The sequence below is a fragment of the Synechococcus sp. MU1625 genome, from assembly GCF_020514205.1.
In the GTDB taxonomy this organism is placed as follows: Bacteria; Cyanobacteriota; Cyanobacteriia; order PCC-6307; family Cyanobiaceae; genus Parasynechococcus.
On sequence record NZ_VTLA01000004.1, the window covers coordinates 38,271 to 62,101 of the forward strand.

A 23,831-nucleotide genomic window follows, 5' to 3' on the forward strand; every position below is an offset into this window, starting at 1 on the left:
CGAGGCAGCACCCTACGCGGTGGGCGATGGTGCAGCCGTTCAGAGCGCACCGTTAGATCTGGGCTGGTGTCCGATCGCGCTTCAACAGCAGGTAGACGGCAGGGACTGCAAACAGTGACAGCAAGGTGGCCACGAGCAGTCCACTGAAGACCACGGTGCCGATGCTGATCCGGCTGGCGGCTCCCGTGCCCTGGGCGAGCAGAAGAGGCAGGAAACCCGCCAAGGATGTGACCGCTGTCAGCAGGATTGGGCGCATCCGGTTCACGGCAGCGTCGATCACTGCTTGGCGCAGTTCCAGGCCTGCTGCAAGCCGTTGGTTGGCGAATTCCACGATCAGAATTCCGTTCTTGGCCGCCAGGCTCACCAGCACCAGGAGTCCCATCTGGCCGTAGACATCCAGCGGAAGGCCCCGCAATTTCAAGCCAATCAGAGCTCCGAGCAGAGCCATCGGCACCGTCAGCAGAATGATCAACGGGTCGACGAAACTCTCGTAGAGCGCGGCCAGAAGTAGATACACCACAGTCACACCAAGGGCGAACAGCACCCAGGTCACCTGTGCAGCCCTTTGTTCTTCCAACGCCAGGCCTGTGAAGGCCAACCCTATGTTGCTGCCTCCAATCCGGTCTCCTGCCTGGGTTAGAGCGTCGATGGCTTCACCGCTGCTGACCCTTGGAGCGGGGATGGCGGTGATGCGGATCGCTCTGTTGAGTCCGAAATGGCGAATGTTGTTGACGCCCTCCTCCCGGCTCAAGCTGGCCACTGTTGCCACAGACACCAGCTCACCGCTGCGATTCCGCACCATTAGGCCGGTGAGATCTTCGGGGCGACGTCGCTCGCGGCCATCCAGCTGCAGAACAATCGAGCGGATCCGACCGCCGTCGAAGGTGTCGTCGATGTAGCGGCCACCGAAGGCTGTGCCGATTTCCCGCAGTGTTGCGCCGTAGTCGAGGTCGAGAGCGGCCAGTTGGTCGCGATCGAGCTCCAGGCGCCAGCGGGGGAAACTGGCATCAAAGCGGGTGCTCACCCGTTCAAAGCTGTCTGTCGCTTGAGCTGTTTGGATGAACTCTTGGGCGACTCGGCCGAATTGCTCCAGGCTTAATTGGCCGCCGCTGCGGTCCAGCAGTTCAAGAGAGAGTCCTGATTCACTGCTAAAGCCCCGCACTGCCGGAGGGGTAATCAGCACGACCCTGGCATCGCCGACCCGTTGCTGAATCTCGCGGTTGAGTCGGCGTTTGATGGCGCCACTGCTCTGCTCAACGCCGGGCCGATCCTTCAGGGCTTGCAGTCGCAGGTAAAAGGACCCTCGGTCTTCTCCGCTCTGTCCGAACGAACTGCCGGCATAGAAGTTGCCGGTGCGCACCAGCGGTTCTTCGCTGACGACGCGCCGGATGTCGTCCATCACGGCCACGCTGCGCTCGAGGCTGGCGCCGTCGGGAAGGGTGAAGTAGCCGCGGATCTGACCTTGGTCGTCATCGGGAATGAAAGCTGTCGGCATCACCGCCAACCCAGAGGCTGTGATGACAAGGCCGCTCAGCAGCACAAAGGCGATGAGCCGCTTTCGCTGCAGCCAGTGCTCGAGGTGCTTCGCGTATTGGCATTGCAGTGTTTGCATTCCCTCCCGAAGCCAGCGGCTGAGCTTGCCGATGGCCCCAGGAAGACGGCCACCACCTGGACCCAACACACGGGCGCAGGCCATCGGGGTGAAGCTGAGCGCATTCAAGGTGGAGAACAGAATCGCTCCGCTGATGGCCAGGGCGATGGGTTGATAAAGGCGTCCAATCGATCCAGGAATGAGCAGCACGGGAAGGAACACGGCTGCCAACACCAATGAGGTGGCCACAACAGCATTCGCCAGCTCAGCCATTGCGTCTTCCGCCGCCTGTTCGGGGGGGGTGCCCTGTTCGATGCGTCCGGCGATGTCTTCGCTTACGACGATGGCGTCATCCACAACGATCCCGGTGGCCAGCACCAGCCCAAACAGGATCAGGCTGTTGAGGTTGGAACCGCTCAGTTTCACCAGGCTGAGGCTTCCCACCAGCGCCACCGGCACGGCAAGGCCCGGGATCAGGGCGAGGCGCCATCGGCCCAAAAACAGCACCAGCACGACCAGCACCAGCAGCACGGCATCGCGCAAAGTGATGAAGGTGCGATCGAGGTTGGCCTCAACCGTGTCGGCCACATCAACGATCATCGAAAGCTCGATGCCCGGCGGGAAGCTCGGTCCCAACTGCTGCAACTTGCGCTTGATCGCCCTGCTCACCTCCAGGGCATTGGCCCCGTCACGCTGGTAGATCCCCACGGCGACGGAGCGCTCCCCGTCCAAATTCATGGCCTCTCGTCCGTAGTTGCGCTGTCCGAGGGCAACCCGTCCCACATCTTTCAGTCGCAGCAGCCCGCCGTTGTCCAGCCGGCGCAACACGAGATTCTCGAAATCCGACCTGCTGCGGAGGCGCCCCTCCGCTTCCACTGGAAGGCTCAGCAGCTGGCCCGATGGAACAGGGGCCGCGCCAATGCTGCCAACGGCAGCCAAAACATTCTGTTCAGCCAGGGCTCGGCTGACATCGCCAAGGGTCAGGTTGGTTTGTTCGAGGCGTTGCGGATCCAGCCACAGGCGAAGGGAGAGTTCACTGCTGCCGAAGATCTGCACATTGCCGATACCTGGTGTGGTGAGCAGTGCGTCGCGCAGGGTCTGGTCCAGCCAACCTGTGAGAAAAGTCGGGACGTATTGATCGGGTGGGTGGCTGAACCCCAAGATCATCAATAGGTCTTCCGAGGAGCGACGTACTTGGAGTCCCTGGCGCGTCACCACTTGAGGCAACCGGCGGCTGGCGAGGTTGACTTCGTTCTGCACCTTGATGGCATTCAGCTCGGGATCTCCCGCGTTGAATCGCAACGAGATGCTGGCGCCGCCTTGCCTGCTGGTTGAGCTGATGCTTTCGATCCCTTCAAGGCCATTCAGCTGTTGTTCCAACACCCGTGTCACGCTCTGCTCCACCACCTCTGGCGAAGCCGCAGGGAAGCTGGCGTTAACGCTGACGCGGGTGGGCGCGAGTGGCGGAAGATCCTCTAGCCCCAGGCCGAACAGCGCTGTGCAGCCCGCCAGAAGGATCAGCAGGCTGCAGACGACCGTAAGGACCGGCCGTCGGAGAAACGGCTGGGAGATCGACCGCACCTGGACGTCTCAAAAGTGTGTGGATCTTGGCAGGAAAAATCCCCCGGTTGCCTGCGGGGCAAGCAACCGGGGGATGAATGGTTTGGGTGAGGGGCTTCGGGTGAATGAATTCAGCCGACGCTCCAGACACCAGCAGCGATCTTGAACAGATCCTGAACGTGAACGGTGTTGCAGAGGAACCAGGCAAAAACGGCGCCGCCGCAGCCACCAAGCCAGAACCCACTGGTGAAGTCAGACCAACCTGTGCGGGTGAAGAGGTCGGCGGGAGGATTCTCAACCGTGACGTCTGCCGGGGGGATGTTGGGTTGCTTGCCGGGCTGGTTGTACAGCAGGAACAGCAGGCTGAGGATGTGAACAGCACCAATGGCGGCCAGCAGACCGGCGGTTTGCTGATACTCGGTGGCACGCAAAGGGCCACAGATGGTGAACGGGCCGAAGAGCAGATAACCGAACGCTGCGCCCGTTTCCAGGCCACGGAAGTTCGGGGAAATCCCAGGGCGGTAGAGGGGCAGGTTGTTGATCAGTCCCTTGATGAAATAACCGCTGTTGACGGGGGTCGCAAGATTGCCGACGCAGGGATCAGCAGCAGGAGTGACAGTCATGAGTTACGAGTGCTGAGGGGTTGAAACGATCCGCAGTTCGCGGTCACTCGGCAGCGGTGATCACTCGACCAACAAGGACGATGAACACTGCGGGAAAAACGATTCCGGTGATGGGCACAAAAATCGCAGGCAGCCAGGCAGCAGCGAAATCTCCAGTCATGTCGAGGCCAAAAGCTTCGCAGCTACTGTAAGGAGGTCCGATCTGACGGCCTGCTTTAGGTCGCACCGGCGACATAAAAGTTCAATCCGCATGCAGAACGTTCTCCTCCCTGGTGCCGTCGTCCTGCTCACGGTGGTGCTCTGGTTGCGCAGGAAACCGCTGAAGCCGATGCTCTCCAGCACCGATGCCAGTGGTGTTGCGCAGCTCAACCGTGCCCAGCTGGAACTGGTGATTGAGCCTGCATCTGTGGGGGATGTCGCTGATGATTCTTTGGAGTCTTGGACGGCACCAACAAGCGAGCTGGAGCGTCTTGCTTTGCAGCGTCGCTTGAAAGCTGATATGGAGGCTGGGCCAGAGGAACGGTTGCGTGCCGTCCGTTTGGCGGCTCGATGGGGGCATCGTTCGGCGCTCCCCATGCTGCGCCAAGCGCTGCGGGACAGTGATTCACGTGTGGTGGAAGAGGCAGCAGCAGCGATCGCACCTTTTCGCTCTGGTCCAGCTGCTGTTTCGATCCGTCAGCCGGCTCGGCCACCTCGCAACGTTTCACGGATGCGGTAGATCGGCCTGCCCTGGCTTTCGTGATACGTGCGGATCAGCAGTTCGCCAAGGAGTCCGAAACAGAAGAGTTGAATTCCAGCGATTCCAAGGACAACGGCCAGCGTGAGCAGAGGGCGGTTGGCGATGTCGCCACCCATCACTTTGATCGCCAGTAAGTAGGTGCTGGCAATCAAGCTGGCGGCAATCGCGAGCAAGCCCCCGAAGCCGAACACGTACATCGGTCGGGTCAGGAACCGCTTCATGAACCAGACGGTGAGTAGATCCATCAACACCCGGAAGGTGCGGTCGATCCCGTACTTGCTGCTGCCGAACTGACGGGCACGGTGGTTCACCTTGACTTCGGTGATCCGTGCGCCCTCGATGAAGGCCAGGGCGGGAAGAAAGCGATGCAGCTCTCCATACAGCCGCATATCTGCCAGCACCTCCCGTCGATAGGCCTTCAGTGAGCAGCCGTAGTCATGAAGTCGCACGCCGGTCACCCGTCCGATCAAACGGTTGGCCATCCGGGAGGGCAATTTGCGTTGAAGCGCGGCGTCCTGGCGCTGATGGCGCCAGCCACTCACGAGGTCATATCCCTCTCGCAATTTGGCCAACAGCATTGGGATGTCGGCTGGATCGTTCTGAAGATCGCCATCCAGGCTGACGATGACCTCTCCACCAGCAACGTCAAACCCTGCTGCCATGGCTGCGGTCTGCCCATAGTTTTTGCGCAGCAGCACGGCCACTACTTCAGGTACGTCGCTGCTGACTTGTGCCAGCACCTCTGCGGTGCGGTCGTTGGATCCATCGTCGACAAGGACCAGTTCAAATGTCTCACCGGCTGGACGCAGTGCCGAGATGAGCTGGTTAACCAGATGGGGAAGGCTTTCCTCTTCGTTGTAAAGCGGCACCACCACCGAGAGATTCAGAGGTGCACTCATGCCGGTCGCGCTGCGAGTCGCTCAACTTAAGCAGGGTCCCTGCCGATCTTGCTGACAGCGTCAGGAGAGATGGGATCCGTCATGGCAACGAACCACACGACCTGCGCTGCGAAATTCAGCTCGGTAATGGCAAGCGACCGGGTGTCGGTCGCGGCTGTGGAGACTGTCGATGCCGATTCCATTGCGCCCATGGGCCTGGCCTGAGCTGTGGCGATAGCGGCCATCGCCCAGATGAAGCCCCACATGGGTGCAACGCCGGCGTGTGCCGAAAAACAGCAGATCTCCCGGTTTCAGCAGGCTGTAATCGTCGGGGAGAGCAGCAATCGGTTGGCAGAACCGTTCTTGTTGGTAGGCGTCTCGCGGAATCCAAATGCCTTGGCTGGCGAAGGCCATTTGCATCAGGCCGGAACAATCCATGTCCGGCTCGGTGGTTCCGCCCCACAGATAGGTATTGGGCTGTTGCTGGGCGGTTTCGCTCCAGGCGAGCACGCCAGGCATCCTCCGTTCAACTTCCGACTCGCTCAGCGGCGACGGTCTCCAGGGTGAGCATTGCTCAGCTCGCCCCAGGACAGCCTCAAGGTCCAACCAGCAGCGGTAACCATCCTCCAGCAGCTGCACGGCGATCCTGTTGCGCTGCTTCTCCAAGATGCGAAAGCGGCGTCCACGACAGGCCTGCGTGGTCAGATTCTCGCCATTAGGTCGCGCATAACCATTGACGTCCTCACACAGCTGCCAGCTGGAACCTGTCTGAATCAGGTCTGGGGCCAGCAGGGTGCCTAACGTCGCCATGGCCCAATCGAATCGCTATGGCGTTCTACCGTCCCGATCCCGTCATGGCGGCTCGGCTTGAGACGGCACTCGATGCGCTCGATGCAGACGGCCGTCCGGGGCTGCGCAACAGTTTGGCGATCACCTGGGTGCGGTACACCGATGCTGCACCGGAGGCTGGTCAGGGGTGCGGCGCCTCCTGGAATCAAGACCGGATCCTCTATCCGGCCAGCGTGGTCAAACTGTTTTATGCCGTCGCCGTTGAGCAGTGGTTGCAGCGCGACCTGATCCCAGACGGTGATGAACTGCAGCGCGCCGTGCGCGACATGATCGCCGACTCCAGCAACGATGCCACTGGGCTCGTGGTTGATCTGCTTACGGGCACCACCAGCGGCCCTGCACTCCATGGCGAGCGCTGGGAGCTCTGGACCCAGCAGCGTCGCTTGATCAATACCTGGCTGCAGAGCTTGGCCTGGCCAGAGCTGGAGGCGGTGAATTGCTGTCAGAAGACCTGGGGAGATGGTCCCTATGGCCGGGAGAAAATCTTCTATGGAGCCGACAACAGCAACCGCAATGGCTTGTCCACCGTCGCGACAGCCCGGATGTTGGAGGCCGTTATGACCGGTGCGGTGGTGTCGCCGCCGGCATGTCGTCGGCTGCAAGGTCTGTTGCAGCGCTCGCTGGATCAGCAGCAGCGGCGTGCCGATCCTGAGAACCAGGTGGATGGGTTTCTCGGCGAGGGCTTACCCGAGGAAACGCAACTGTGGAGCAAGGCCGGTTGGATGAGTCAGGCCCGTCATGATGCGGCTTGGTTTCAGGCTCCCGATCAGCAGTCGCCGACCTTGCTGGTGGTGTTCACAACGGGTCCTGATCGCGCCAGGGATGCATCCCTTTTGCCGGAGTTGGCACGGCAACTCAGCCAGTTCACCAGCTCCGAGGAGCGGGTGAATTAAGCACATGAGCTTGGAACGGAGAGGGAGGGATTCGAACCCTCGACAGAAGTTGCCTCCTGTAACTCCTTAGCAGGGAGCCGCTTTCAACCACTCAGCCACCTCTCCAGCGGCGCACCCAGAATACCAAGTGCTGGGCAGTTGGTCAGACTTCCACGCGGGGCAAGCGTCGTTTGAAACCGCAGAGGATTTCCCAGGGAATCGAACCGCAGTGATCGCTCCAACGTTGAGGGCTCAATTCAAGCTCGCCGTCTCGACCAAGCAAGGTGACGATGTCGCCTTCTTTCAGTTCGGGTGCATCGGTGGCATCAATCAGAAGCTGGTCCATGGTGATGGCCCCCACCTGCGGGAGCAGGTGATTCCGATGTATGGCATGAATGAGCCCGCTGAGAGACCGCAGAACGCCATCCGCATAGCCCAGGCCCACCACCGCTAGTCGGGAGGGGCGCTGCGTGACGAAGCGATGGCCGTAGCTGACGCCTGTTCCGGCAGGGACTGCACGGATGAGGCTGACCCGGGCACGTACGGCCAGGGCGGGTTGCAGGGGAATGACGTCGCTCAGGTGTGGAGCAGGGGCATGGCCGTACAAGGCCAGGCCGACGCGGACGAGGTCGTGGTGCAGCTCACGATTGAGCAAGGTCCCAGCGGAGTTGGCTAGATGGCGGGTGATGCTGTCGCCCTCTTGTGGCACGGCCGACAGCATGCTGACGAAGCGATCCTGCTGGATGCTTGTCAGGGAATCGTCGGGTTCGTCTGCACAGGCCAGATGGCTGTAGATACCCACCAGATTCAGATGTTCCAGGCTTTGAAGCCCCGCTGCGGTCTGATGACTGTCGCTGAGGGAGCAGCCCAGCCGTGCCATACCGGTGTCGATCTTCAGCTGCACGTCGAAACGTCGACCACTGTCGGCTGCGAGCGCGTTGCACAGCTGGGCATCGCTGAGGCTGCTCAGGGTGGGCATCAATCGCCAGTGCAGGCAGGTGTGTAGGTCGTCCGGTTCGTGGAGGTTGCTCAGCAACAGCACCGGTGCCTCCAGACCAGCCCGGCGCAGCTCGAGGCCTTCCTGGAGTGTCGCTACTCCAAGGCTGGTGGCTCCCCCCTGGAGTGCTGCTCGTGCCACGGTCTCGGCGCCATGGCCATAGCCATCGGCCTTCACAACCGCCATCAACTGGGTGCGAGGGCCAAGGTGATGGCAGAGAGCCCTGGCATTGGCCCGAATCGCTGCAGGTGAGACTTCCACCCAGGCGCGCTGACGTGGATTCAGCTCCGGAATCACAGGCGGTGCTCGGCGCTACCGAGACGGCTTCATGTGGCCGATAGCATGACGCTTATTGAGTGAGCTGGCATGGGCCAGGTTCTCGTTCTCAATGCGTCCTATGAGCCGCTCAATATCACCACCTGGAGGCGGGCGGTGGTGATGATGCTGAAGGGAAAGGCCGAAGGTCTGGAACATGACCCCTGTCGGCAACTTCGTCAGGGCACCCACCTGCCGACCGTGATCCGATTGCGCCAATACGTACGGGTGCCCTTCCGCCAGCTGCCCCTGACGCGTCGCAATGTGTTTCAGCGGGACAACCACACCTGCCAGTACTGCGGCAGTCGTGACGATCAGTTGTCGATCGACCATGTGATGCCACGAAGTCGTGGAGGCGGCGACACCTGGGAAAACGTGACAACAGCCTGCCTCAGCTGCAATGTGCGCAAGGGCAACCGAACGCCAAAGGAGGCTGCCATGCCTCTGAGCCATGTGCCGCGCCGTCCGGCCAGCAGCCTCAGTTTCGAGGCCCGGCGTCAGATCCATTCAGGCCATCACCAGGAATGGGCGAAATACGTCATCGGTTCTTGAACGTCAGGCGTCGGTCTGTTCGCTCAGGGCTTCGAGTTTCTGACGTTGTTCTTCGGCGATGCAGGCACCGATCAGGTCCTCTAATTGGCCCTCCAGCACAGGCTCCAGCGTGAAGTTCCGGCCCAGCCGGTGATCGGTGGTTCGGTTGTCCTTGTAGTTGTACGTGCGGATTTTTTCGGAGCGGTCTCCACTGCCGACCTGAGCGCGTCGGTTGCTGCTTTCCCGTTCCGCAGCAGCAGCTTGTTCCCGCTCCAGCAATTTGGCCCGGAGGATTTCCAGGGCCCGTTCCCGGTTCTGTAACTGGGAGCGTTCCTGGGTGCAGAACACGCGGATGCCCGTGGGTTTGTGGAGGAGGTCCACGGCGGTTTCCACCTTGTTGACGTTCTGTCCCCCTGCACCACCCGACCGGGCGGTGCTGATCTCCAGATCCTTTGGATCAAGCTGAACTTCCACCGCATCGGCTTCCGGCATCACCGCCACAGTGGCGGTGGAGGTGTGAACCCGCCCCTGGGATTCCGTAGCCGGGACGCGTTGAACCCGATGGACCCCCGCTTCAAATTTCAGTTGGCTGTACACGCTGTCGCCGCGCACCGAAAGGATCAGCTCTCGAAACCCTCCCAGGTCGGCCTCCGTGCAGCTCATCGGCTGCACCGCCCAGCCCACCTTCTGGCTGTAACGCTCGTACATCCGAGCCAGATCACCGGCCCAGAGACAGGCCTCATCGCCTCCTGCACCGGCTCGAATTTCGAGCATCACACTGCGCTCATCGCGGGGATCCCGCGGTAGTAGAGCCAGGGTGAGTCGCTCCGTCAGCGTTGTGTGCTTTTCCTGGAGGCTGACCAGTTCATCCTGGGCCAGTTCCTCCATCGCGGCATCACCGCGGCTGTCTTTGAGCAGCTGACGTGCTGAATCCCGCTCGTTCTCGAGCTTTTTCAGTTCCTCAAAATCGAGCACAAGCGGCTCAAGCCTTGATCGCTCCCGCGCGATCGATTCGAGCCGCTTTGGGTCAGCGGCCACATCAGGATCAGCCAGCTGCCGCTCGAGGTTGCGGAAGCTGGCTGTGGCCGTTTCCAGCCGAGAAAACAACGTCGAGGCGTCCATGCCCCGTGCTCAGCCTCAGGCCTTGGACTCGGCCTGGGCTGGTTCGGCACCTTTCTTTTTGGTGCCCATGCCGTACTTCTTCATGAAGCGGTCCACGCGTCCCTCGGTGTCGAGGATCTTCTGGGTGCCGGTGAAGAAGGGGTGGTTGCCGCTCCAGACGTCGACATGGATCTCTGGCTGGGTGGCACCAGTGGTCATGACCACTTCGCCGTTGCAGATCACCTTGGCGTCGGGATACCAGGTGGGGTGGATGTCGGGCTTTGGCATTGGTAAAAAATCAGCGCTTGGAGAACTGAGGAGCCTTACGGGCTTTCTTGAGACCGTACTTGCGACGTTCCTTGGCACGGGGGTCGCGGCTCAGGTGACCTTCCGTCTTGAGAGGCTTGCGGTTGTCAGCGGAAAGCTCACAGAGGGCGCGGGCTGCACCCTGCTTGATGGCGCCTGACTGACCTGTAAGTCCGCCGCCGTGAACATTCACCAGAATGTCGTATTCGCTAGTGAGGCCAAGGGTCTCCAGGGGAGCTTTGACCGCTGCGATGTACGAGGGGTTGTAGTTCAGATAGTTGTCACCGGGACGACCATTGATCGTGATCGTTCCATTGCCGGGAACAAGGCGTACACGGGCGACTGAGGTCTTACGGCGACCGGTGCCCCAGTAAACGACGGAGTTGCTGCTCATTTGGCGGATGCGGAGGGGTTGAGCTGGAGAGGCTGGGGCTTCTGAGCCGCATGGGGATGCTCGGTGCCCTTGTAGACCTTGAGCTTGCGGAACATCTGGCGGCCCAGAGCGTTGTGAGGAAGCATGCCTTTGATGGCCTTCTCCACAATCCGCTCTGGAATCCGTTCCTGCAGAGCCTCAAAGGTTTCAACCTTCATGCCCCCGGGACGTCCGGAGTGACGGCGGTACAGCTTCTGCTGAGGCTTTCTGCCGGTGACTTTGATTTTCTCGGCGTTCACAACGACGACAAAATCACCGGTGTCCAGATGGGGGGTGAAGCTGGGGTTGTTCTTGCCGCGAAGCACGGCGGCTACCTCAGTGGCCAGGCGGCCGAGGGTCTGATTCTCAGCGTCCACCACGTACCACTGGCGGTCGATCGAATCAATCGGGGGGAGAGAGGTCTTGTTCATCGCGCCGGCATGCCGGTTCGGTTATGTCCCGCCTGTTGCAGCGGAACTGGGCAAAGGGGGTCGGTCCAGAGCTGGACCTGACGGGGCTCAAAGATCGAGCTTACTCTTCAGCCCTCCAGCTCCTTCGAGTTGGGCAGCACTCCGAGTAGAGGCCCGTTTATCCCGGCGTTGAGGGTGGATCCGGAGGTGGATCGCTCTCAGCCAGAAAAAACCACGGCTGACAATCGTACCAGCCGGCTTTTGTGAAGATGGGCTCGGCATAGCCAGCACGAAGCAGGCAGAGGCCGGATGCGGGCGCTGACTCCTTCACCTCGTGGCGTCTTCGCTCTCGCCAACGATCCTCAAAGGCGGTAACGCTGAGACGCTGTTCGCCGACCGCCACTAACTGGGCCATCAACAGTCGCACCATGCCGTACAGGAAACCACTGGCCTGAATTTCGACCCGGAGAAGATCGCCATCACGCTCCACGAGAACCTCCTGCACCGTTGTTCGGGCATGGGCGCGACGGCTGCCTGCCTTCATGAAGGCACTGAAATCGTGCATGCCAAGCATCGTGTTCAATGCGTCCCGCATGCGGGACGCATTCAGTTTGTGCTGATAGCGGTGCCAGCTCCACGGACTGAGAAACAAGTTGGGACGTCGACCGTTGTAAATCGTGTACCTGTATCGCCGGTATGTGGCCGAATAACAGGCATGCCAATCGAGCGGACGGGCGACGGATTCGCGCACACGAATCGTGCTCGGGAGGCGTCCGTTCAAGGCGGGGGCCCATTTGCGAGCTGGGATCGGACCACTGCAGTCGAAATGCACGACCTGGCCTGCAGCATGAACACCGGCGTCAGTTCGACCTGCAGCGAAGCTCTGCACAGGCCGATGCGGATCAAGCTGTGCAATGGCATCCTCCAGCACGGCCTGAACGCTGCGACCGTTGCGTTGACGCTGCCATCCACAAAACGACGAGCCCTCGTACTGAAGACTGAGCGCAATCCTCTGAAGGGACGGTGACTCAGGACCTGCAGACGAGGGTTCGAGGTTCAAACGTCAGGACTGACGTGAGGTGTGATCAGACCAGTTCAATGATGGCCATTTCGGCGTTATCACCACGACGGGGAACAGTCCGGGTGATACGGGTGTAACCACCTTTGCGATCGCTGTAGCGGTTGGGGGCCTTGTCGAACAAAGCGTGGACAAGCTGCTTGTCGTAGATGTATCCCATGGCCCTGCGGCGGGAGGCGAGGCTGCCGTCCTTTGCCAGGGTGATCATGCGCTCGGCTTCGTCGCGAAGCGCCTTGGCCCGTGCCTTGGTGGTAGTAACCCGACCTTCCCGAATCAGCTGGGTGGTCAGGGCGCGCAGCATTGCCTTGCGCTGGTCAGCTGGGCGTCCCAGCTGAGGAACTCGGCATTGATGACGCATGGTTCTGTCGGTGACGAAGACGAAAAAGGACGTTCAGGCCGTGCTGCAGTTATGCAGAGGTGCGGCTCTGGGGGATGGAGATGCCGATGCGCTCGAGGGCTTCGATCACTTCATCAGCGGATTTAGAACCGAAGTTCTTGATCTCGAGCAGATCCTCATAGCTGAAGCCCATCAGATCAGACACGGAGTTGACCTGAGCGCGCTTGAGGCAGTTGTAGGCACGAACCGAAAGGTTCAACTCTTCCAGCGGAATCTGTGCTTCTGCCGAAGGCTCCGGCTCAGCAGGGACTTCCTCAACAAGAGTGACCGTGGCCAGCGGCTGGAACAGCTCGATCAGTTGATTGGCTGATTGAGCGAGGGCGTCGTCAGGGGTAATGGAACCGTCGGTGACGATCTCAATCCGAAGGCGCTCCCGTGCTGAACCGCCTTCGGCAACGGCGGTTTCATCGATGGTGAAGTTGACCCGGGTTACGGGCATGAACACAGCATCGATCTGGAGCAGATCAATCGCACTGGTTTCTTCGTTGTAACGATCAACCGGGCGATAGCCGACGCCGCGTTCCACATGAACTTCCAGCTCAAGGCTGTGTCCATCGGCCACAGTCGCGATCGGACGATCGGTGTCGACCACCTGGACCTGGGAGGAAAACTGAAGGTCGCCGGCCTTGACTTCGGCAGGACCAGCCACAACGAGGCGGCCGATCTCGAGCTCGCCAGAGCGGCTGTTGACAGTGAGCTCCTTGCAGTTCAACAGGATGTCGAGCACGTCCTCACGAACACCAGGCACCGTGGCGTATTCGTGATTGACTCCTGCAATACGAATCGCGGTTACGGCACTGCCTTCGAGCCCACCCATCAGCACGCGACGCAGCGCGTTGCCCAAGGTCGTGGCCTGGCCACGTTCAAGCGGACCAATCAGGAACACACCCGATTGGGCGCGATCCTCGGATACCTGATGCTCAATGCGATCAATCTGGTACTGCAGCACTGTCTGAATCGGGGTAAGTGGAGAAACCGGACGGAAATCAGGTCGGTTCAGACGCGGCGGCGCTTAGGCCGCCGGCAACCGTTATGAGGCAGGGGGGTGACGTCACGGATGAGCGTGATTTCGAGACCAGCAACCTGGAGAGCGCGGATGGCGGTCTCGCGTCCTGATCCAGGACCTCTCACCAGAACTTCGATTTGGCGCATCCCTTGATCAAGGGCACGACGGGCCGCTGCTTCGGCAGCCGTTTGAGCAGCGAAAGGGGTTCCTTTGCGGGCACCTTTGAAGCCACTCGCACCTGCGGACGACCAGGAAATCACTTCACCGGCAGTGTCGGTGATCGAAACGATGGTGTTGTTAAAGGTGCTCTGGATATGAGCAACACCGTTGGGGACGTTGCGCTTGGCCTTCTTGGGCCCGGATTTTTTGACGGTTTTTGCCATGGCCGAATGCAGTCAGGGTTAAGGACGTTGAGGGCTTACTTCTTCTTGCCGGCCACAGTTTTCCGCGCGCCGCGGCGGGTCCGAGCGTTGGTGCGGGTGCGCTGTCCGCGAACGGGAAGGCTCATGCGATGGCGACGGCCACGAAGGCAACCAATGTCCTGCAGGCGCTTCAAGGCCATGCCTTCCTGCCGGCGCAGGTCACCTTCAATGGTGTATTCCTCCATGGCATTCCGGAGCTTCTGAAGATCTCCGTCCTCGAGATCTTTGACCCGGATGTCAGGGCTCACACCGGCTTTGGCCAGAATGGCCTGCGAGCGGGTGAGACCAACTCCGTAGATATAGGTGAGGGACACTTCAACCCGCTTGTCGCGGGGAATGTCAACGCCGGCGATCCGTGCCACGGTTGTTCAATTGAAAAGGACAGATGCCTCCGAGGTCCTGGAGGCGAGGATGTTCAGAACAGCGGGGGATCAGCCCTGACGCTGTTTGTGCTTGGGGTTGGCGCAAATGACCATGACCTTGCCGTGGCGACGGATCACCCGGCACTTGTCACACATTTTCTTGACTGAGCTGCGCACCTTCATGAGGCGTGGCTCTCCAAATTTCCAAACGGCAACGTTACCATGCGGGTCAACCAAGCACTGATTCGATCCGCTTGGTGATCTCCTCTACAGAGCCCTGGGCGGGGACGGACACCAGTAGCTCCTTATCGCTGTAGTAGCGAATCAGAGGTGCTGTCTTCTCCCGGTACACCTCCAAGCGGTTGCGGATCACAGCTTCGTTGTCGTCGGCGCGACCCCGCGACAGCAGCCGTTCAATCAAAACAGCGTCATCGAGCTCCAGCAGAACCACGGCTTGGATGGGTTGCTTGAGTTCGGCGAGAAGTGGTTCCAGCGCTTCAGCCTGGGGGACCGTGCGGGGAAACCCATCGAGAAGCCAGCCGTCTGTGGTTAAAGCCTTCATCTGGCTTTCCACGATGGCCAGCACCAGGGCGTCACTGACCAGTTCGCCACGGTTCATCACCGCTTCAGCTTCTTTGCCCAGTTCGCTGCCTGCTGCGACTTCGGAGCGCAGCAGATCACCCGTCGACAGGTGCTTCATGCTGTTGGCATCGCACAGGCGAGCAGCCTGGGTGCCTTTGCCGGCTCCGGGAGGACCAAGAAAGAGCAAGCGATTTTTCATGGTGACGTAATCGTGAAGTTGAGAGAACAGAAGGTGCACTGCTCAGCAGCGCTCACTGGCGAACGAGCCCTTCGTAGCGCTGCGAAATCACATAGGTCTGGACTTGCTTGGCCGTGTCGATGGCCACACCAACCAAGATCAACAGCGAAGTGGCTCCAAGGCCTTGGAAGGTCTGCACATTGGTGGCGCGTTCGACGCCAGCTGGAATGATCGCGACGGCGCCGAGGAACAGACCACCAAGCAAGGTGAGACGGTTTTGGACGCCCGAGAGATATGTGGCGGTGGCGCTGCCGGGGCGAACGCCTGGAATGGCAACACCCCCGCGTTTCAGGTTCGTGGCAATGTCAGCGGGATTAACGGTGAGTGATGCGTAGAAATACGAGAAACCCAGGATCAACGCAAAAAATGTAAGCGCATAGGGCCAGGGGTTAGCGGCTCCAGGGTTCAGGGCGCTGGCTGCGCGGATCAACAACTCGCTTTTGGTCAGATTGGCGATGGTGACCGGAAGAAAAATCAGGGCCGAGGCGAAAATGATCGGCATAACCCCACCAGCGTTCAGCTTGAGCGGTAGGTAGCTCTGACGGGTGGGGAGAACGCCTGCTCCACCCACCTGGCGCTTTGCACTCACGATGGGGATCCGGCGCGCTCCCTCCTGCACGAAGATGATTCCGACGATCGTGGCCAGGAACACCAGCACCAGAACAACGATGCCAAGAACGGTGTCGCGGTCACCGGTCTGAGCGGCTTCGATCGTCGCACCAAGCGTGCGAGGCAGTGTTGCGACGATGTTCAGGAAAATCACAAGGGAAGCGCCTTGGCCAATGCCCCGCTCTGTGATGACTTCACTAAGCCACATCACCACCATTGACCCGGTGACCAAGGCAAGCGCTGTCTGCACGACAAAGACCACTTCGCTCAGGCCTTCCACGGCGTACTGGCGCAGGATCATTGCGAAGACCACGCTCTGGACGAGACCCCAGCCCAAGGCGACATAACGGGTGATCTGGGCGATCTTTCTCCGACCTGCCTCACCTTCATTCTTCTGCAGATCCTCCAACTGAGGCAAAGCTGCGGTTAGCAGTTGGAGGATGATCGAAGCATTGATGAATGGCAGGATCCCCAGGGCAAAGATGCCCAAGGTGGAAATGCCACCACCGGTGAAGATGTCCAGGAAGCCGATCAGTTGTCCGCCCTGATCGATGAACTGCTTGAACGCTTCTCGATCAATTCCTGGCATTGGGATGTAGATCCCAAGACGCACCAACAGCAGCAGCCCGAGCGTGGTGAGCACGCGACTGCGTAGCCCAGGGTTGGTGATCAGCTGGCTGATCACTTCGGAGGCGTTGGGGTTGCGACCCCGACTGACGAGCATGTCTGGAGGAAAGTGAAGTTGGGCGAAAAGCCAAGAAGCCGCCCGTGGATCGAAATCCAGCGGACGGCTCAGACCCTAGGGCTGACTGGGGGACGAGCCCCCGTTTAGTCGAGGGTTTCGCAGGTGCCGCCTGCAGCTTCGATCTTGGTGCGGGCGGAGGCGGTGAACGCTGAGGCCTGAACTGTCAGCTTTTTGGCTGTCAGTTCGCCATTACCGAGCATCTTCAGCGGATGCTTGGGGCTGGTCACAATGCCGTCCTTGACCAGGGAATCTAGGTTGACGGTGCTGCCCTCTTTCACGTTGTTCAATGCCGAGACATTGAGCACAGTGAAGTTCTTTGGATTCACCAGGGGGAAGTGCTTCAGCTTCGGTACCCGGCGGTACAGAGGCATCTGGCCACCTTCGAAGCCTGGGCGAGTGGGGCGGCCAGAGCGGGACTTTTGACCGCGCATACCGAAGCCGCAGCTGGCACCCTGACCTGCGGCAATGCCGCGACCTTTGCGCAGTTTGCGGCGACGAGCGCCTTTATTGGATTTGAGGGAATCGAGTCGGAGAGTCATCGGGAATCAGGAGTAGATCTGCTCGAGGGAGATTCCCCGTTCCTTGGCCGTCTCCTTGTGGGTGCGGAGAAGCGACAGGGCCACCATGGCAGCCCGGGCATTGTTCAGGGGTGTCTTGCTGCCCAGGCGCTTGGCCAAGACATTTTTGATGCCGGCGAGTTCGAGCACCGTGCGGATGGATCCGCCGGCGATCACACCAGTACCAGGGGCTGCAGGGCGAATCAGCACGCTTGCTGCACCATCGCGACCATTGGAGAGGGTCGGGATGGAGTTGTGACGGGTCAATGGCACTTTGACGAGGTGCTTTTTGCCGTCGGCAACACCCTTGCGGACGGCGCCGATCACATCACCAGCTTTGCCGACACCAACGCCGACTTGGCCTTTTTCGTTGCCGACGACGACGATGGCGCGGAAGCTCATCTTTTTGCCGCCTTTCACGGTCTTGGAGACGCGGCGGATTTGCACCACACGCTCCTGCCATTCGGAGTCGCGCTCTTGGCCGCGGCGACCGCCGCGACGGTCTCCACGACGACCATCACGGTCGCCACGACCACGGCGTTGCTCCTGTTGCTGCTGCCCTTCGGCTGCCGCTGGAACGTCGGCCGCACCCGGTACGGCGTTGGGATTGGATTGGGGGGAGGAATCTGTCATGGGTTAAGCAGGAATCAGAACTGAAGGCCCGCTTCCCGGGCGGCGTCGGCAAGGGCTTTAATCCGGCCGTGGTACAGATTGCCGCCACGGTCGAACACCACCTGCTGGATGCCTTTGGCGATGGCTCGCTTGGCCACCAGTTCGCCAACGGCGACGGAGGCGTCGCAGCTACCAGCAGGAGCCTTGAGACCGGTACGCAGCTCTTTGTCGACGGTGGACGCAGAGCAGAGAGTGCTCTGGGCCGCGTCGTCGATGACTTGGGCGTAGATGTGATTGTTGGAACGGAACACTGCCAGCCGCGGACGGTCTGGGGTGCCAGTGATGTGGCGGCGCAGACGCCGGTGGCGTTTCTGCGTCTGTTGTTTGCGGGAAAGTTTGGACATGGTGGGTGAAAGGAAGGAACGTCAGGACAAGGCTTATTTCTTGCCGGACTTGCCCGCCTTGCGCAGGATGTGCTCGCCCTCGTACTTGATGCCCTTGCCCTTGTAGGGCTCGGGGGGACGGACGGCGCGTACCTTTGCGGCTTCGTTGCCCACCAGCTCCTTGTCGATGCCGGAGACGATCACCCTGGTGTTGTTTTCCACCTTGAAGGTGATGCCTTCAGGGGCCTCCAGCTCCACGGGGTGGCTGTAGCCAGCACTTACCACGAGGGTTTTGCCTTTGACCTGGGCACGGGAGCCCACGCCGACGATCTCCAAAGCTTTGCTGTAGCCGTTGCTGACCCCTTCGATCATGTTGGCGACCAGGGTTCGGCTCAGGCCGTGGCGCTCTCGGGAGATGCGCTTGGTGCTCGTGGGTGAGACCACGATGGAGTCGTTGTCCTGACTGACGCTGACGCCTTCAGGAAGGGTGCGTTCCAGTTCACCCTTGGGTCCTTTCACCTTGACGGTGAGTCCGTCGAGGGAAACCGTGACCTTCTCAGGGACGGGAACGGGGTTTTTGCCGATTCGTGACATGGTTCAGCTCCGGATCAGTAGACGTAACAGAGCACTTCGCCACCGACGCCCTCACGGCGGGCGTCGCGGTCGCTCATCACACCCTTGGAGGTGGAGATGATCGCCACGCCCAGTCCTCCGAGGACTTTGGGCAGGCCGCGAGTGTTTTTGTAGATGCGGAGACCGGGCTTGCTGACCCGCTGCATCGAGCGGATGGTGGGCAGCCTGTGCTTGCCGCTGTATTTGAGGGCGAGCACCAGTTCGGTGCGAACGCCTTCACCCTGCTCGCTGATTTCGGAGATGAAGCCCTCCTGCTGCAGCACCTTGGCGATGCTGCGAGTCATCCGCGAAGCGGGGATCTTGGTGGTTTCGTGACGTTTCTCACTCGCATTGCGAATGCGGGTGAGCATGTCGGAAATGGGGTCGTGGTTGGCCATAGGTGTCGACGGGGAGGGCTCAGTTGCTCTGGAACGGCATTCCCATCTCGCGGAGGAGGGCCCGGCCCTCTTCGTCCGAACGGGCGGTGGTCACGATGGTGATGTCCATGCCCCGGATTGCATCGATCTTGTCGAAGGAGATCTCAGGGAAAATGATCTGTTCGCGCACCCCAAGGGTGTAGTTGCCGCGCCCATCGAAACTCTTGGGGCTGACCCCGCGGAAGTCGCGGATGCGAGGCAGCGCCAGGTTGATCAGGCGCTCGAGGAAGGCGTACATCCGATCACCACGGAGGGTGACGGCACAGCCGATCGGCATGCCCTGCCGAATCTTGAAGCCGGCGATGGCCTTCTTTGCACGGGTTACCAGGACCTTCTGGCCGGTGATCTGCGCCAGCTCATTGACCGAAGCCTCGAGGGACTTGGCGTTGGCGGCGGCTTCGCCGAGACCCCGGTTCACGGTGACTTTCACCACCTTGGGGACTTCATGGATGTTGTTGAGGGAGAGATCCTTCTTCAGCTTGGGCTGAATGGTCTCCCTGTAGCGCTTCTTGAGTGACATAACGGGTTGGGGTGCTTCTGGACGTGGTCAGAAGTCGGGATCAGTCGAGGACTTCACCGGTTTTCTTCAGCCGGCGCTTTTTGGTGCCGTCCTTCTCGACGACGATTTCAACGCGGCTTGCCACCTTTTTGGCGGTGGAATAAAGCATCACGTTGGAGGCATGCAGTGATGCTTCCTCGGTCACGATGCGGCCGGTCTCGCCCTCCTGGGTGGGCTTTTCGTGGCGGGTGCGCATGTTCACCCCTTCCACGACGACACGGTTCTCGTTGGGCAGGGTGCGCAGAACGGCACCGGTCTTGCCCTTGTCCTTGCCGGCGATCACCTGGACGGTGTCGCCCTTGCGGATGCGCATTTTGATGCGCTCGGTGGCCTTGGCCTTGGTGGTTGCAGTCGCCATGGTCAGATCACCTCCGGAGCGAGGGACACGATTTTGGTGAAGCTGCGCTCGCGCAGCTCACGGGCCACCGGTCCGAAGACGCGGGTGCCTTTTGGGTTCTTGTCGTCGTTGATGAGCACGGCGGCGTTGTCGTCAAACCGGATCGAGTTGCCGGTTTCACGGCGCATGGTGGCTTTGGTGCGCACCACGACAGCCTTGACGACGTCGGATTTCTTGACGCCCATGTTGGGGGCGGCATCCTTTACCGCGGCAACGATCACGTCGCCCACGTGGGCATAGCGACGGTTGGTGCCGAGGACGCGAATGCACTGGATGCGCTTGGCGCCACTGTTGTCGGCAACGGTGAGATAGGACTCCTGCTGGATCACTGCTTCACCTCCTGAGCTTCAGCCTTGCTGGCTTCCTCAGCTGCAGCCTTGGGGCTGTGGCTGAGAACCTCGGCAATGGCCCACCGCTTTTGGCGGCTCATGGGACGGGTTTCAGTGATACGAACGCGGTCTCCGACGCGACAGGTGTTGTCTTCGTCGTGAGCCTTGTAACGGGTGGTACGGCTGACCGTCTTTTGATAGATGGGGTGAGGGAAGCGGCTTTCCACCGCGACCACCACCGTTTTCTCCATCTTGTCGCTGACGACGGTGCCGACCCTTTCCTTGACTGCCATGGTTACGGAGGGGGGATCAGGAGGCGGTGGAGCGCTGGCGCTCCGACTGCACCGTCAGCAGCTGGGCCAGCTTGATGCGGACCTCTTTGAAACGGTGCGTGTTGGCGAGCTGGCGCGTGGCCTGCTGGAAACGGAGTTCGAACAGTTCGCGGCGGAGGCCGTCGATCTGTTCGGTGATGTCCGAATCGGAGAGGCTGCGCACATCTGCGGCGTTGGGACGGGCCATGGTCAGGACTCCACGGTGACGGCTTCAGAAGCTGCCGGGGCCTTGGCACCAGCTGGCTTCTCCTGCTCATCCAGCTGGATGAACTTGGTCTTCACGGGAAGCTTGTATTGCGCGAGGCGCATGGCTTCCTTGGCGATTTCGGGGGTGATTTCATCACCGCCCATCTCGAACAAGATCCGGCCGGGCTTGATCACCGCCACCCAGAATTCTGGGTTGCCCTTACCGGAACCCATCCGGGTTTCGGCAGCGCGCATGGTGACTGGCTTGTCGGGGAAGATCCGGATCCAGATTTTTCCGCCACGCTTGACGTAGCGGGTCATGGCACGACGGCTGGCCTCGATCTGGCGCGAGGTGATCCAGCCACATTCCTGTGCCTGCAGCGCGAACTGTCCGAAGGCAATGGTGTTGCCCCGGGTGGCGACGCCGCGCATGCGGCCTCGCTGCTGCTTACGGAATTTGACGCGTTTTGGACTCAGCATGGTTCAGGCCTCCTGTTCAACCCTCGTTGGAGCGGTCTTCGAACTGTTGGGGCCGACGGCTGGCCCGGCGCCGGGGGGCGGCACCCACCGGCATGGGCTGAGCCTGTTCGCTCAGCACCTCGCCCTTGAACACCCACACCTTGATGCCAAGCACGCCGTAGGTCGTGCTAGCCACTTTGGTGGCGTAGTCGATGTCGGCACGCAGGGTGTGCAGGGGAACTCGACCCTCACGGGTCCACTCCGTCCGAGCAATCTCAGCACCGTTCAGGCGACCGGAGACCTGGATCTTGAGACCCAGTACACCGGCACGCTGGGCGCGCTGCACAGCCATGCGGATGGTGCGGCGGAAGGCCACACGCTTTTCCAGCTGCTGGGCGATGTACTCGGCCAGGAGGAAGGCATCACCGTCGACGCGTTCGACCTCGACAACATTGATCCGCACCTGACGACTGGAGTCGCCGACGGTCTTCTGAATGCCGGAGCGAAGTTCTTCGATACCGCTGCCTTGACGGCCGACCAGCACACCGGGGCGTGCGGTCTTGAGTTCAACTTCCAATTGATCGGCCTTGCGGGCGATCAGCACATCGCTGATGCCTGCCGAGCCGTACTTCTTATGGATGAACTTGCGAATCCGATCGTCCTCTTGAAGGAGGGCCGGATAACTCTTGCTGGAGGCGTACCAGCGTGACCGGTGTTCCTGGGTGATCCCCAGGCGCAGACCGGTTGGGTGGATTTTGTGTCCCATTGGGTCAGAGTCCTCGGGGGTCAGGAATCGGTCTGAGCCGCCACAGCAATGCTGATGTGGCAGGTCTGTTTCTTGATCTGGAAGGCCCGGCCCTGGGCGCGGGGGCGATAGCGCTTCATGGAGGGGCCCATGTCAGCGCTCGCGCTCGCGATCACCAGAGATGAGGGATCGAGACCGAGATTGTGCTCAGCGTTGGCCACTGCAGACCGGAGCACCTTGGTGATGGGTCCGGTGGAGCGGTAAGGCATGAACTCGAGCATGATCAGTGCGTCGCGGTAAGTGCGGCCACGGATCTGGTCAAGCACACGGCGCACCTTCGATACGGAGCCTCGGATGAAGCGTCCGTGAGCTTGGGCAATGGGTGCCGTTGGGGTAGACGATGTCATGGATTAGCGGCCTCCTTTCTTGTCTCTGATGTGGCCCTTGAAGGTGCGGGTGGGAGCAAACTCCCCCAGCTTGTGACCGACCATTTGCTCGGTGATGAACACCGGCACGTGGGTGCGGCCGTTGTGTACCGCGATCGTGTGGCCAATCATCATCGGCAGGATCGTGGAGGCCCGTGACCAGGTCTTGATCACGGACTTGTCGTCGTTGTCGTTCTGCTTTTCAACCTTGCGAAGCAGGCTGTCGGCAATAAACGGACCTTTTTTGAGTGAACGTCCCATAACGGTTTAAGCAAGCGGCAAAGTGATGGTTTGCATCAGGAATCGCGTCCGCCACGGCTCCGCTTGGAGGTCTTGCGACGCTTCCGGAGCACGTATTGGTTGCTGGGTTTGTTCCGCTTGCGGGTCTTGAGACCGAGGGCGGGTTTGCCCCAGGGAGTCACCGGACCGGAACGGCCGATTGGTGCACGACCCTCACCACCACCGTGGGGGTGATCGCAGGGGTTCATCACACTGCCTCGAACCTGAGGACGACGACCCAACCAGCGGCGACGTCCAGCCTTGCCCAGGCTGGTGTTGCGCATCTCGGAGTTGCCGACCTCGCCGAGGGTGGCGTAGCACTCGCGGCGCACCAGCCGAACTTCGGTGGAGGGAAGTTTGAGAGCGACGTAGTCGCCTTCCTTCGCCATCACCTGGGCGCTGGCACCAGCGGTACGGACCATCTGGCCACCGCGGCCGGCGTAGAGCTCGACGCAGTGGACGCTGGAACCAAGAGGCACCGCTGAAAGCGGCATGGCGTTGCCGTTCTCAATCGGAACATCAGGGCCGGAGACCACGGTCTGGCCGACCTGCACTCCTGCGGGAGCCAGGATGTAGCGCTTCTCGCCATCGGCATAGAAGAGCAGCGCCAGGCGTGCGTTGCGGTGCGGGTCGTAGTGGATTGCCGCAACCTTGGCGGAGACACCGTGCTTGTTGCGACGGAAATCCACCACGCGGTAGAGGCGTTTGTGACCGCCACCGCGGTGGCGGCAGGTGATCACACCGCGATTGTTGCGGCCCTTGCGGCGGTGTTTAGCCACCACCAGGGTCCGCTCCGGTTTGCGGCTGGTGATCTCACTGAAATCAGTGACCACCCGGGTGCGGGTACCGGGGGTGTAGGGGCGGAAATTACGGATTGCCATGACGATTCAGACCCC

The 23,831-nt window shown here is 60.9% G+C and carries 36 protein-coding genes and 1 tRNA gene; 3 read left to right on the forward strand and 34 right to left on the reverse strand.

The window, feature by feature from the left end:
• Positions 1-52: 52 nt before the first annotated feature.
• The 3 genes from FZX13_RS08380 to FZX13_RS08390 all read right to left on the reverse strand — a co-directional run bounded on the left by FZX13_RS08380 (position 53) and on the right by FZX13_RS08390 (position 3,934).
• Positions 53-3,172 (reverse strand): efflux RND transporter permease subunit, encoded by a 3,120-nt coding sequence (locus tag FZX13_RS08380; RefSeq protein WP_226409181.1) that lies wholly within the window; start codon positions 3,170-3,172, stop codon positions 53-55.
• A gap of 110 nt (positions 3,173-3,282) precedes the next feature.
• The gene (locus FZX13_RS08385; RefSeq protein WP_115022755.1) at positions 3,283-3,774 is read right to left on the reverse strand and encodes a photosystem I reaction center protein subunit XI; all 492 of its coding nucleotides are present in this window, start codon (positions 3,772-3,774) and stop codon (positions 3,283-3,285) included.
• Positions 3,775-3,817: 43 nt separating this feature from the next.
• Positions 3,818-3,934: a photosystem I reaction center subunit VIII gene (locus FZX13_RS08390; RefSeq protein WP_006851672.1), complete on the reverse strand. Its 117-nt coding sequence runs from the start codon at positions 3,932-3,934 to the stop codon at positions 3,818-3,820.
• 90 nt (positions 3,935-4,024) lie between these two features.
• Here FZX13_RS08390 and FZX13_RS08395 point away from each other — a divergent pair, with 90 nt between their 5' ends.
• Positions 4,025-4,492: a HEAT repeat domain-containing protein gene (locus FZX13_RS08395; RefSeq protein ID WP_226409183.1), complete on the forward strand. Its 468-nt coding sequence runs from the start codon at positions 4,025-4,027 to the stop codon at positions 4,490-4,492.
• Here the strand turns inward: FZX13_RS08395 and FZX13_RS08400 are convergent.
• Together FZX13_RS08400 and FZX13_RS08405 are read right to left on the reverse strand one after the other, a co-directional pair.
• Entirely contained in the window at positions 4,450-5,412 is a 963-nt protein-coding gene (locus tag FZX13_RS08400) for a glycosyltransferase family 2 protein (RefSeq protein WP_226409185.1), read from the reverse strand. The two genes, FZX13_RS08395 and FZX13_RS08400, sit on opposite strands and share 43 nt — an antisense overlap.
• Before the next feature lie 60 nt (positions 5,413-5,472).
• Entirely contained in the window at positions 5,473-6,201 is a 729-nt protein-coding gene (locus FZX13_RS08405; RefSeq protein ID WP_226409187.1) for a C40 family peptidase, read from the reverse strand.
• A gap of 17 nt (positions 6,202-6,218) precedes the next feature.
• Here FZX13_RS08405 and FZX13_RS08410 point away from each other — a divergent pair, with 17 nt between their 5' ends.
• Positions 6,219-7,133: a serine hydrolase gene (locus FZX13_RS08410; protein ID WP_226409189.1), complete on the forward strand. Its 915-nt coding sequence runs from the start codon at positions 6,219-6,221 to the stop codon at positions 7,131-7,133.
• A 16-nt stretch (positions 7,134-7,149) separates the two neighbouring features.
• Here FZX13_RS08410 and FZX13_RS08415 read toward each other — a convergent pair.
• Positions 7,150-7,238 (reverse strand) — tRNA-Ser (locus FZX13_RS08415).
• 37 nt (positions 7,239-7,275) lie between these two features.
• Complete coding sequence (gene alr / locus FZX13_RS08420; RefSeq protein ID WP_226409191.1) at positions 7,276-8,406, reverse strand: alanine racemase; 1,131 nt, start codon at positions 8,404-8,406, stop codon at positions 7,276-7,278.
• A 69-nt stretch (positions 8,407-8,475) separates the two neighbouring features.
• Between alr and FZX13_RS08425 the strand changes: the two genes are divergently transcribed.
• Entirely contained in the window at positions 8,476-8,976 is a 501-nt protein-coding gene (locus FZX13_RS08425) for an HNH endonuclease (RefSeq protein ID WP_115093359.1), read from the forward strand.
• Positions 8,977-8,979: 3 nt separating this feature from the next.
• Here the strand turns inward: FZX13_RS08425 and prfA are convergent, their stop codons facing one another.
• The 27 genes from prfA to rplB all read right to left on the reverse strand — a co-directional run bounded on the left by prfA (position 8,980) and on the right by rplB (position 23,816).
• Positions 8,980-10,077 carry a peptide chain release factor 1 gene (gene prfA, locus FZX13_RS08430; RefSeq protein WP_115022767.1) on the reverse strand — a complete coding sequence of 366 codons (1,098 nt, stop codon included), beginning with the start codon at positions 10,075-10,077 and terminating at the stop codon, positions 8,980-8,982.
• 15 nt (positions 10,078-10,092) lie between these two features.
• Positions 10,093-10,344 (reverse strand): 50S ribosomal protein L31, encoded by a 252-nt coding sequence (rpmE, locus tag FZX13_RS08435; protein ID WP_115022769.1) that lies wholly within the window; start codon positions 10,342-10,344, stop codon positions 10,093-10,095.
• Positions 10,345-10,354: 10 nt separating this feature from the next.
• A complete protein-coding gene (gene rpsI, locus FZX13_RS08440) occupies positions 10,355-10,756 on the reverse strand; it encodes a 30S ribosomal protein S9 (RefSeq protein WP_115022771.1) in 402 nt (133 codons plus the stop codon).
• On the reverse strand, positions 10,753-11,205 hold the full coding sequence (gene rplM / locus FZX13_RS08445) for a 50S ribosomal protein L13 (protein ID WP_115022773.1): 453 nt from the start codon (positions 11,203-11,205) through the stop codon (positions 10,753-10,755). The genes rpsI and rplM overlap by 4 nt, the downstream gene beginning before the upstream one ends.
• A gap of 157 nt (positions 11,206-11,362) precedes the next feature.
• On the reverse strand, positions 11,363-12,244 hold the full coding sequence (truA, locus tag FZX13_RS08450; protein ID WP_226409193.1) for a tRNA pseudouridine(38-40) synthase TruA: 882 nt from the start codon (positions 12,242-12,244) through the stop codon (positions 11,363-11,365).
• A 25-nt stretch (positions 12,245-12,269) separates the two neighbouring features.
• Positions 12,270-12,620: a 50S ribosomal protein L17 gene (rplQ, locus tag FZX13_RS08455; protein WP_006851925.1), complete on the reverse strand. Its 351-nt coding sequence runs from the start codon at positions 12,618-12,620 to the stop codon at positions 12,270-12,272.
• Positions 12,621-12,669: 49 nt separating this feature from the next.
• A complete protein-coding gene (locus tag FZX13_RS08460) occupies positions 12,670-13,608 on the reverse strand; it encodes a DNA-directed RNA polymerase subunit alpha (protein ID WP_115022776.1) in 939 nt (312 codons plus the stop codon).
• A gap of 47 nt (positions 13,609-13,655) precedes the next feature.
• Positions 13,656-14,048, reverse strand: a complete 393-nt coding sequence (rpsK, locus tag FZX13_RS08465; RefSeq protein WP_006850182.1) for a 30S ribosomal protein S11 — start codon at positions 14,046-14,048, stop codon at positions 13,656-13,658.
• 35 nt (positions 14,049-14,083) lie between these two features.
• Entirely contained in the window at positions 14,084-14,449 is a 366-nt protein-coding gene (gene rpsM / locus FZX13_RS08470) for a 30S ribosomal protein S13 (protein ID WP_115022779.1), read from the reverse strand.
• 69 nt (positions 14,450-14,518) lie between these two features.
• Positions 14,519-14,632 (reverse strand): 50S ribosomal protein L36, encoded by a 114-nt coding sequence (gene rpmJ / locus FZX13_RS08475; RefSeq protein WP_006850859.1) that lies wholly within the window; start codon positions 14,630-14,632, stop codon positions 14,519-14,521.
• A gap of 46 nt (positions 14,633-14,678) precedes the next feature.
• Positions 14,679-15,230, reverse strand: a complete 552-nt coding sequence (locus FZX13_RS08480) for an adenylate kinase (RefSeq protein ID WP_226409195.1) — start codon at positions 15,228-15,230, stop codon at positions 14,679-14,681.
• Between the two features lie 52 nt (positions 15,231-15,282).
• The gene (gene secY / locus FZX13_RS08485; protein ID WP_115022783.1) at positions 15,283-16,602 is read right to left on the reverse strand and encodes a preprotein translocase subunit SecY; all 1,320 of its coding nucleotides are present in this window, start codon (positions 16,600-16,602) and stop codon (positions 15,283-15,285) included.
• Between the two features lie 104 nt (positions 16,603-16,706).
• The gene (gene rplO, locus FZX13_RS08490) at positions 16,707-17,162 is read right to left on the reverse strand and encodes a 50S ribosomal protein L15 (protein ID WP_226409197.1); all 456 of its coding nucleotides are present in this window, start codon (positions 17,160-17,162) and stop codon (positions 16,707-16,709) included.
• 6 nt (positions 17,163-17,168) lie between these two features.
• Positions 17,169-17,813: a 30S ribosomal protein S5 gene (gene rpsE, locus FZX13_RS08495; RefSeq protein ID WP_011363379.1), complete on the reverse strand. Its 645-nt coding sequence runs from the start codon at positions 17,811-17,813 to the stop codon at positions 17,169-17,171.
• 14 nt (positions 17,814-17,827) lie between these two features.
• Positions 17,828-18,196, reverse strand: a complete 369-nt coding sequence (rplR, locus tag FZX13_RS08500; RefSeq protein WP_115022787.1) for a 50S ribosomal protein L18 — start codon at positions 18,194-18,196, stop codon at positions 17,828-17,830.
• A 33-nt stretch (positions 18,197-18,229) separates the two neighbouring features.
• Positions 18,230-18,769: a 50S ribosomal protein L6 gene (gene rplF, locus FZX13_RS08505; RefSeq protein WP_115022789.1), complete on the reverse strand. Its 540-nt coding sequence runs from the start codon at positions 18,767-18,769 to the stop codon at positions 18,230-18,232.
• A 14-nt stretch (positions 18,770-18,783) separates the two neighbouring features.
• Positions 18,784-19,185 carry a 30S ribosomal protein S8 gene (gene rpsH, locus FZX13_RS08510; protein WP_006850769.1) on the reverse strand — a complete coding sequence of 134 codons (402 nt, stop codon included), beginning with the start codon at positions 19,183-19,185 and terminating at the stop codon, positions 18,784-18,786.
• Between the two features lie 19 nt (positions 19,186-19,204).
• Positions 19,205-19,744 (reverse strand): 50S ribosomal protein L5, encoded by a 540-nt coding sequence (gene rplE / locus FZX13_RS08515; protein WP_115022791.1) that lies wholly within the window; start codon positions 19,742-19,744, stop codon positions 19,205-19,207.
• Between the two features lie 40 nt (positions 19,745-19,784).
• Complete coding sequence (rplX, locus tag FZX13_RS08520; RefSeq protein WP_115022793.1) at positions 19,785-20,141, reverse strand: 50S ribosomal protein L24; 357 nt, start codon at positions 20,139-20,141, stop codon at positions 19,785-19,787.
• Positions 20,142-20,143: 2 nt separating this feature from the next.
• The gene (rplN, locus tag FZX13_RS08525; RefSeq protein ID WP_115022795.1) at positions 20,144-20,509 is read right to left on the reverse strand and encodes a 50S ribosomal protein L14; all 366 of its coding nucleotides are present in this window, start codon (positions 20,507-20,509) and stop codon (positions 20,144-20,146) included.
• Positions 20,506-20,802 carry a 30S ribosomal protein S17 gene (rpsQ, locus tag FZX13_RS08530; RefSeq protein ID WP_115022797.1) on the reverse strand — a complete coding sequence of 99 codons (297 nt, stop codon included), beginning with the start codon at positions 20,800-20,802 and terminating at the stop codon, positions 20,506-20,508. The genes rplN and rpsQ overlap by 4 nt, the downstream gene beginning before the upstream one ends.
• Positions 20,803-20,818: 16 nt before the next feature.
• On the reverse strand, positions 20,819-21,028 hold the full coding sequence (gene rpmC, locus FZX13_RS08535; protein WP_226409199.1) for a 50S ribosomal protein L29: 210 nt from the start codon (positions 21,026-21,028) through the stop codon (positions 20,819-20,821).
• A gap of 2 nt (positions 21,029-21,030) precedes the next feature.
• A complete protein-coding gene (gene rplP / locus FZX13_RS08540) occupies positions 21,031-21,507 on the reverse strand; it encodes a 50S ribosomal protein L16 (RefSeq protein WP_115022799.1) in 477 nt (158 codons plus the stop codon).
• Positions 21,508-21,523: 16 nt separating this feature from the next.
• Positions 21,524-22,252, reverse strand: coding sequence for a 30S ribosomal protein S3 (gene rpsC, locus FZX13_RS08545; RefSeq protein WP_115022801.1), 729 nt, complete (start codon positions 22,250-22,252; stop codon positions 21,524-21,526).
• Between the two features lie 20 nt (positions 22,253-22,272).
• A complete protein-coding gene (rplV, locus tag FZX13_RS08550) occupies positions 22,273-22,638 on the reverse strand; it encodes a 50S ribosomal protein L22 (RefSeq protein ID WP_115022804.1) in 366 nt (121 codons plus the stop codon).
• A gap of 3 nt (positions 22,639-22,641) precedes the next feature.
• Positions 22,642-22,917, reverse strand: a complete 276-nt coding sequence (rpsS, locus tag FZX13_RS08555) for a 30S ribosomal protein S19 (protein ID WP_006849645.1) — start codon at positions 22,915-22,917, stop codon at positions 22,642-22,644.
• Positions 22,918-22,952: 35 nt separating this feature from the next.
• The gene (gene rplB, locus FZX13_RS08560) at positions 22,953-23,816 is read right to left on the reverse strand and encodes a 50S ribosomal protein L2 (protein ID WP_115022806.1); all 864 of its coding nucleotides are present in this window, start codon (positions 23,814-23,816) and stop codon (positions 22,953-22,955) included.
• Positions 23,817-23,831: the final 15 nt, after the last annotated feature.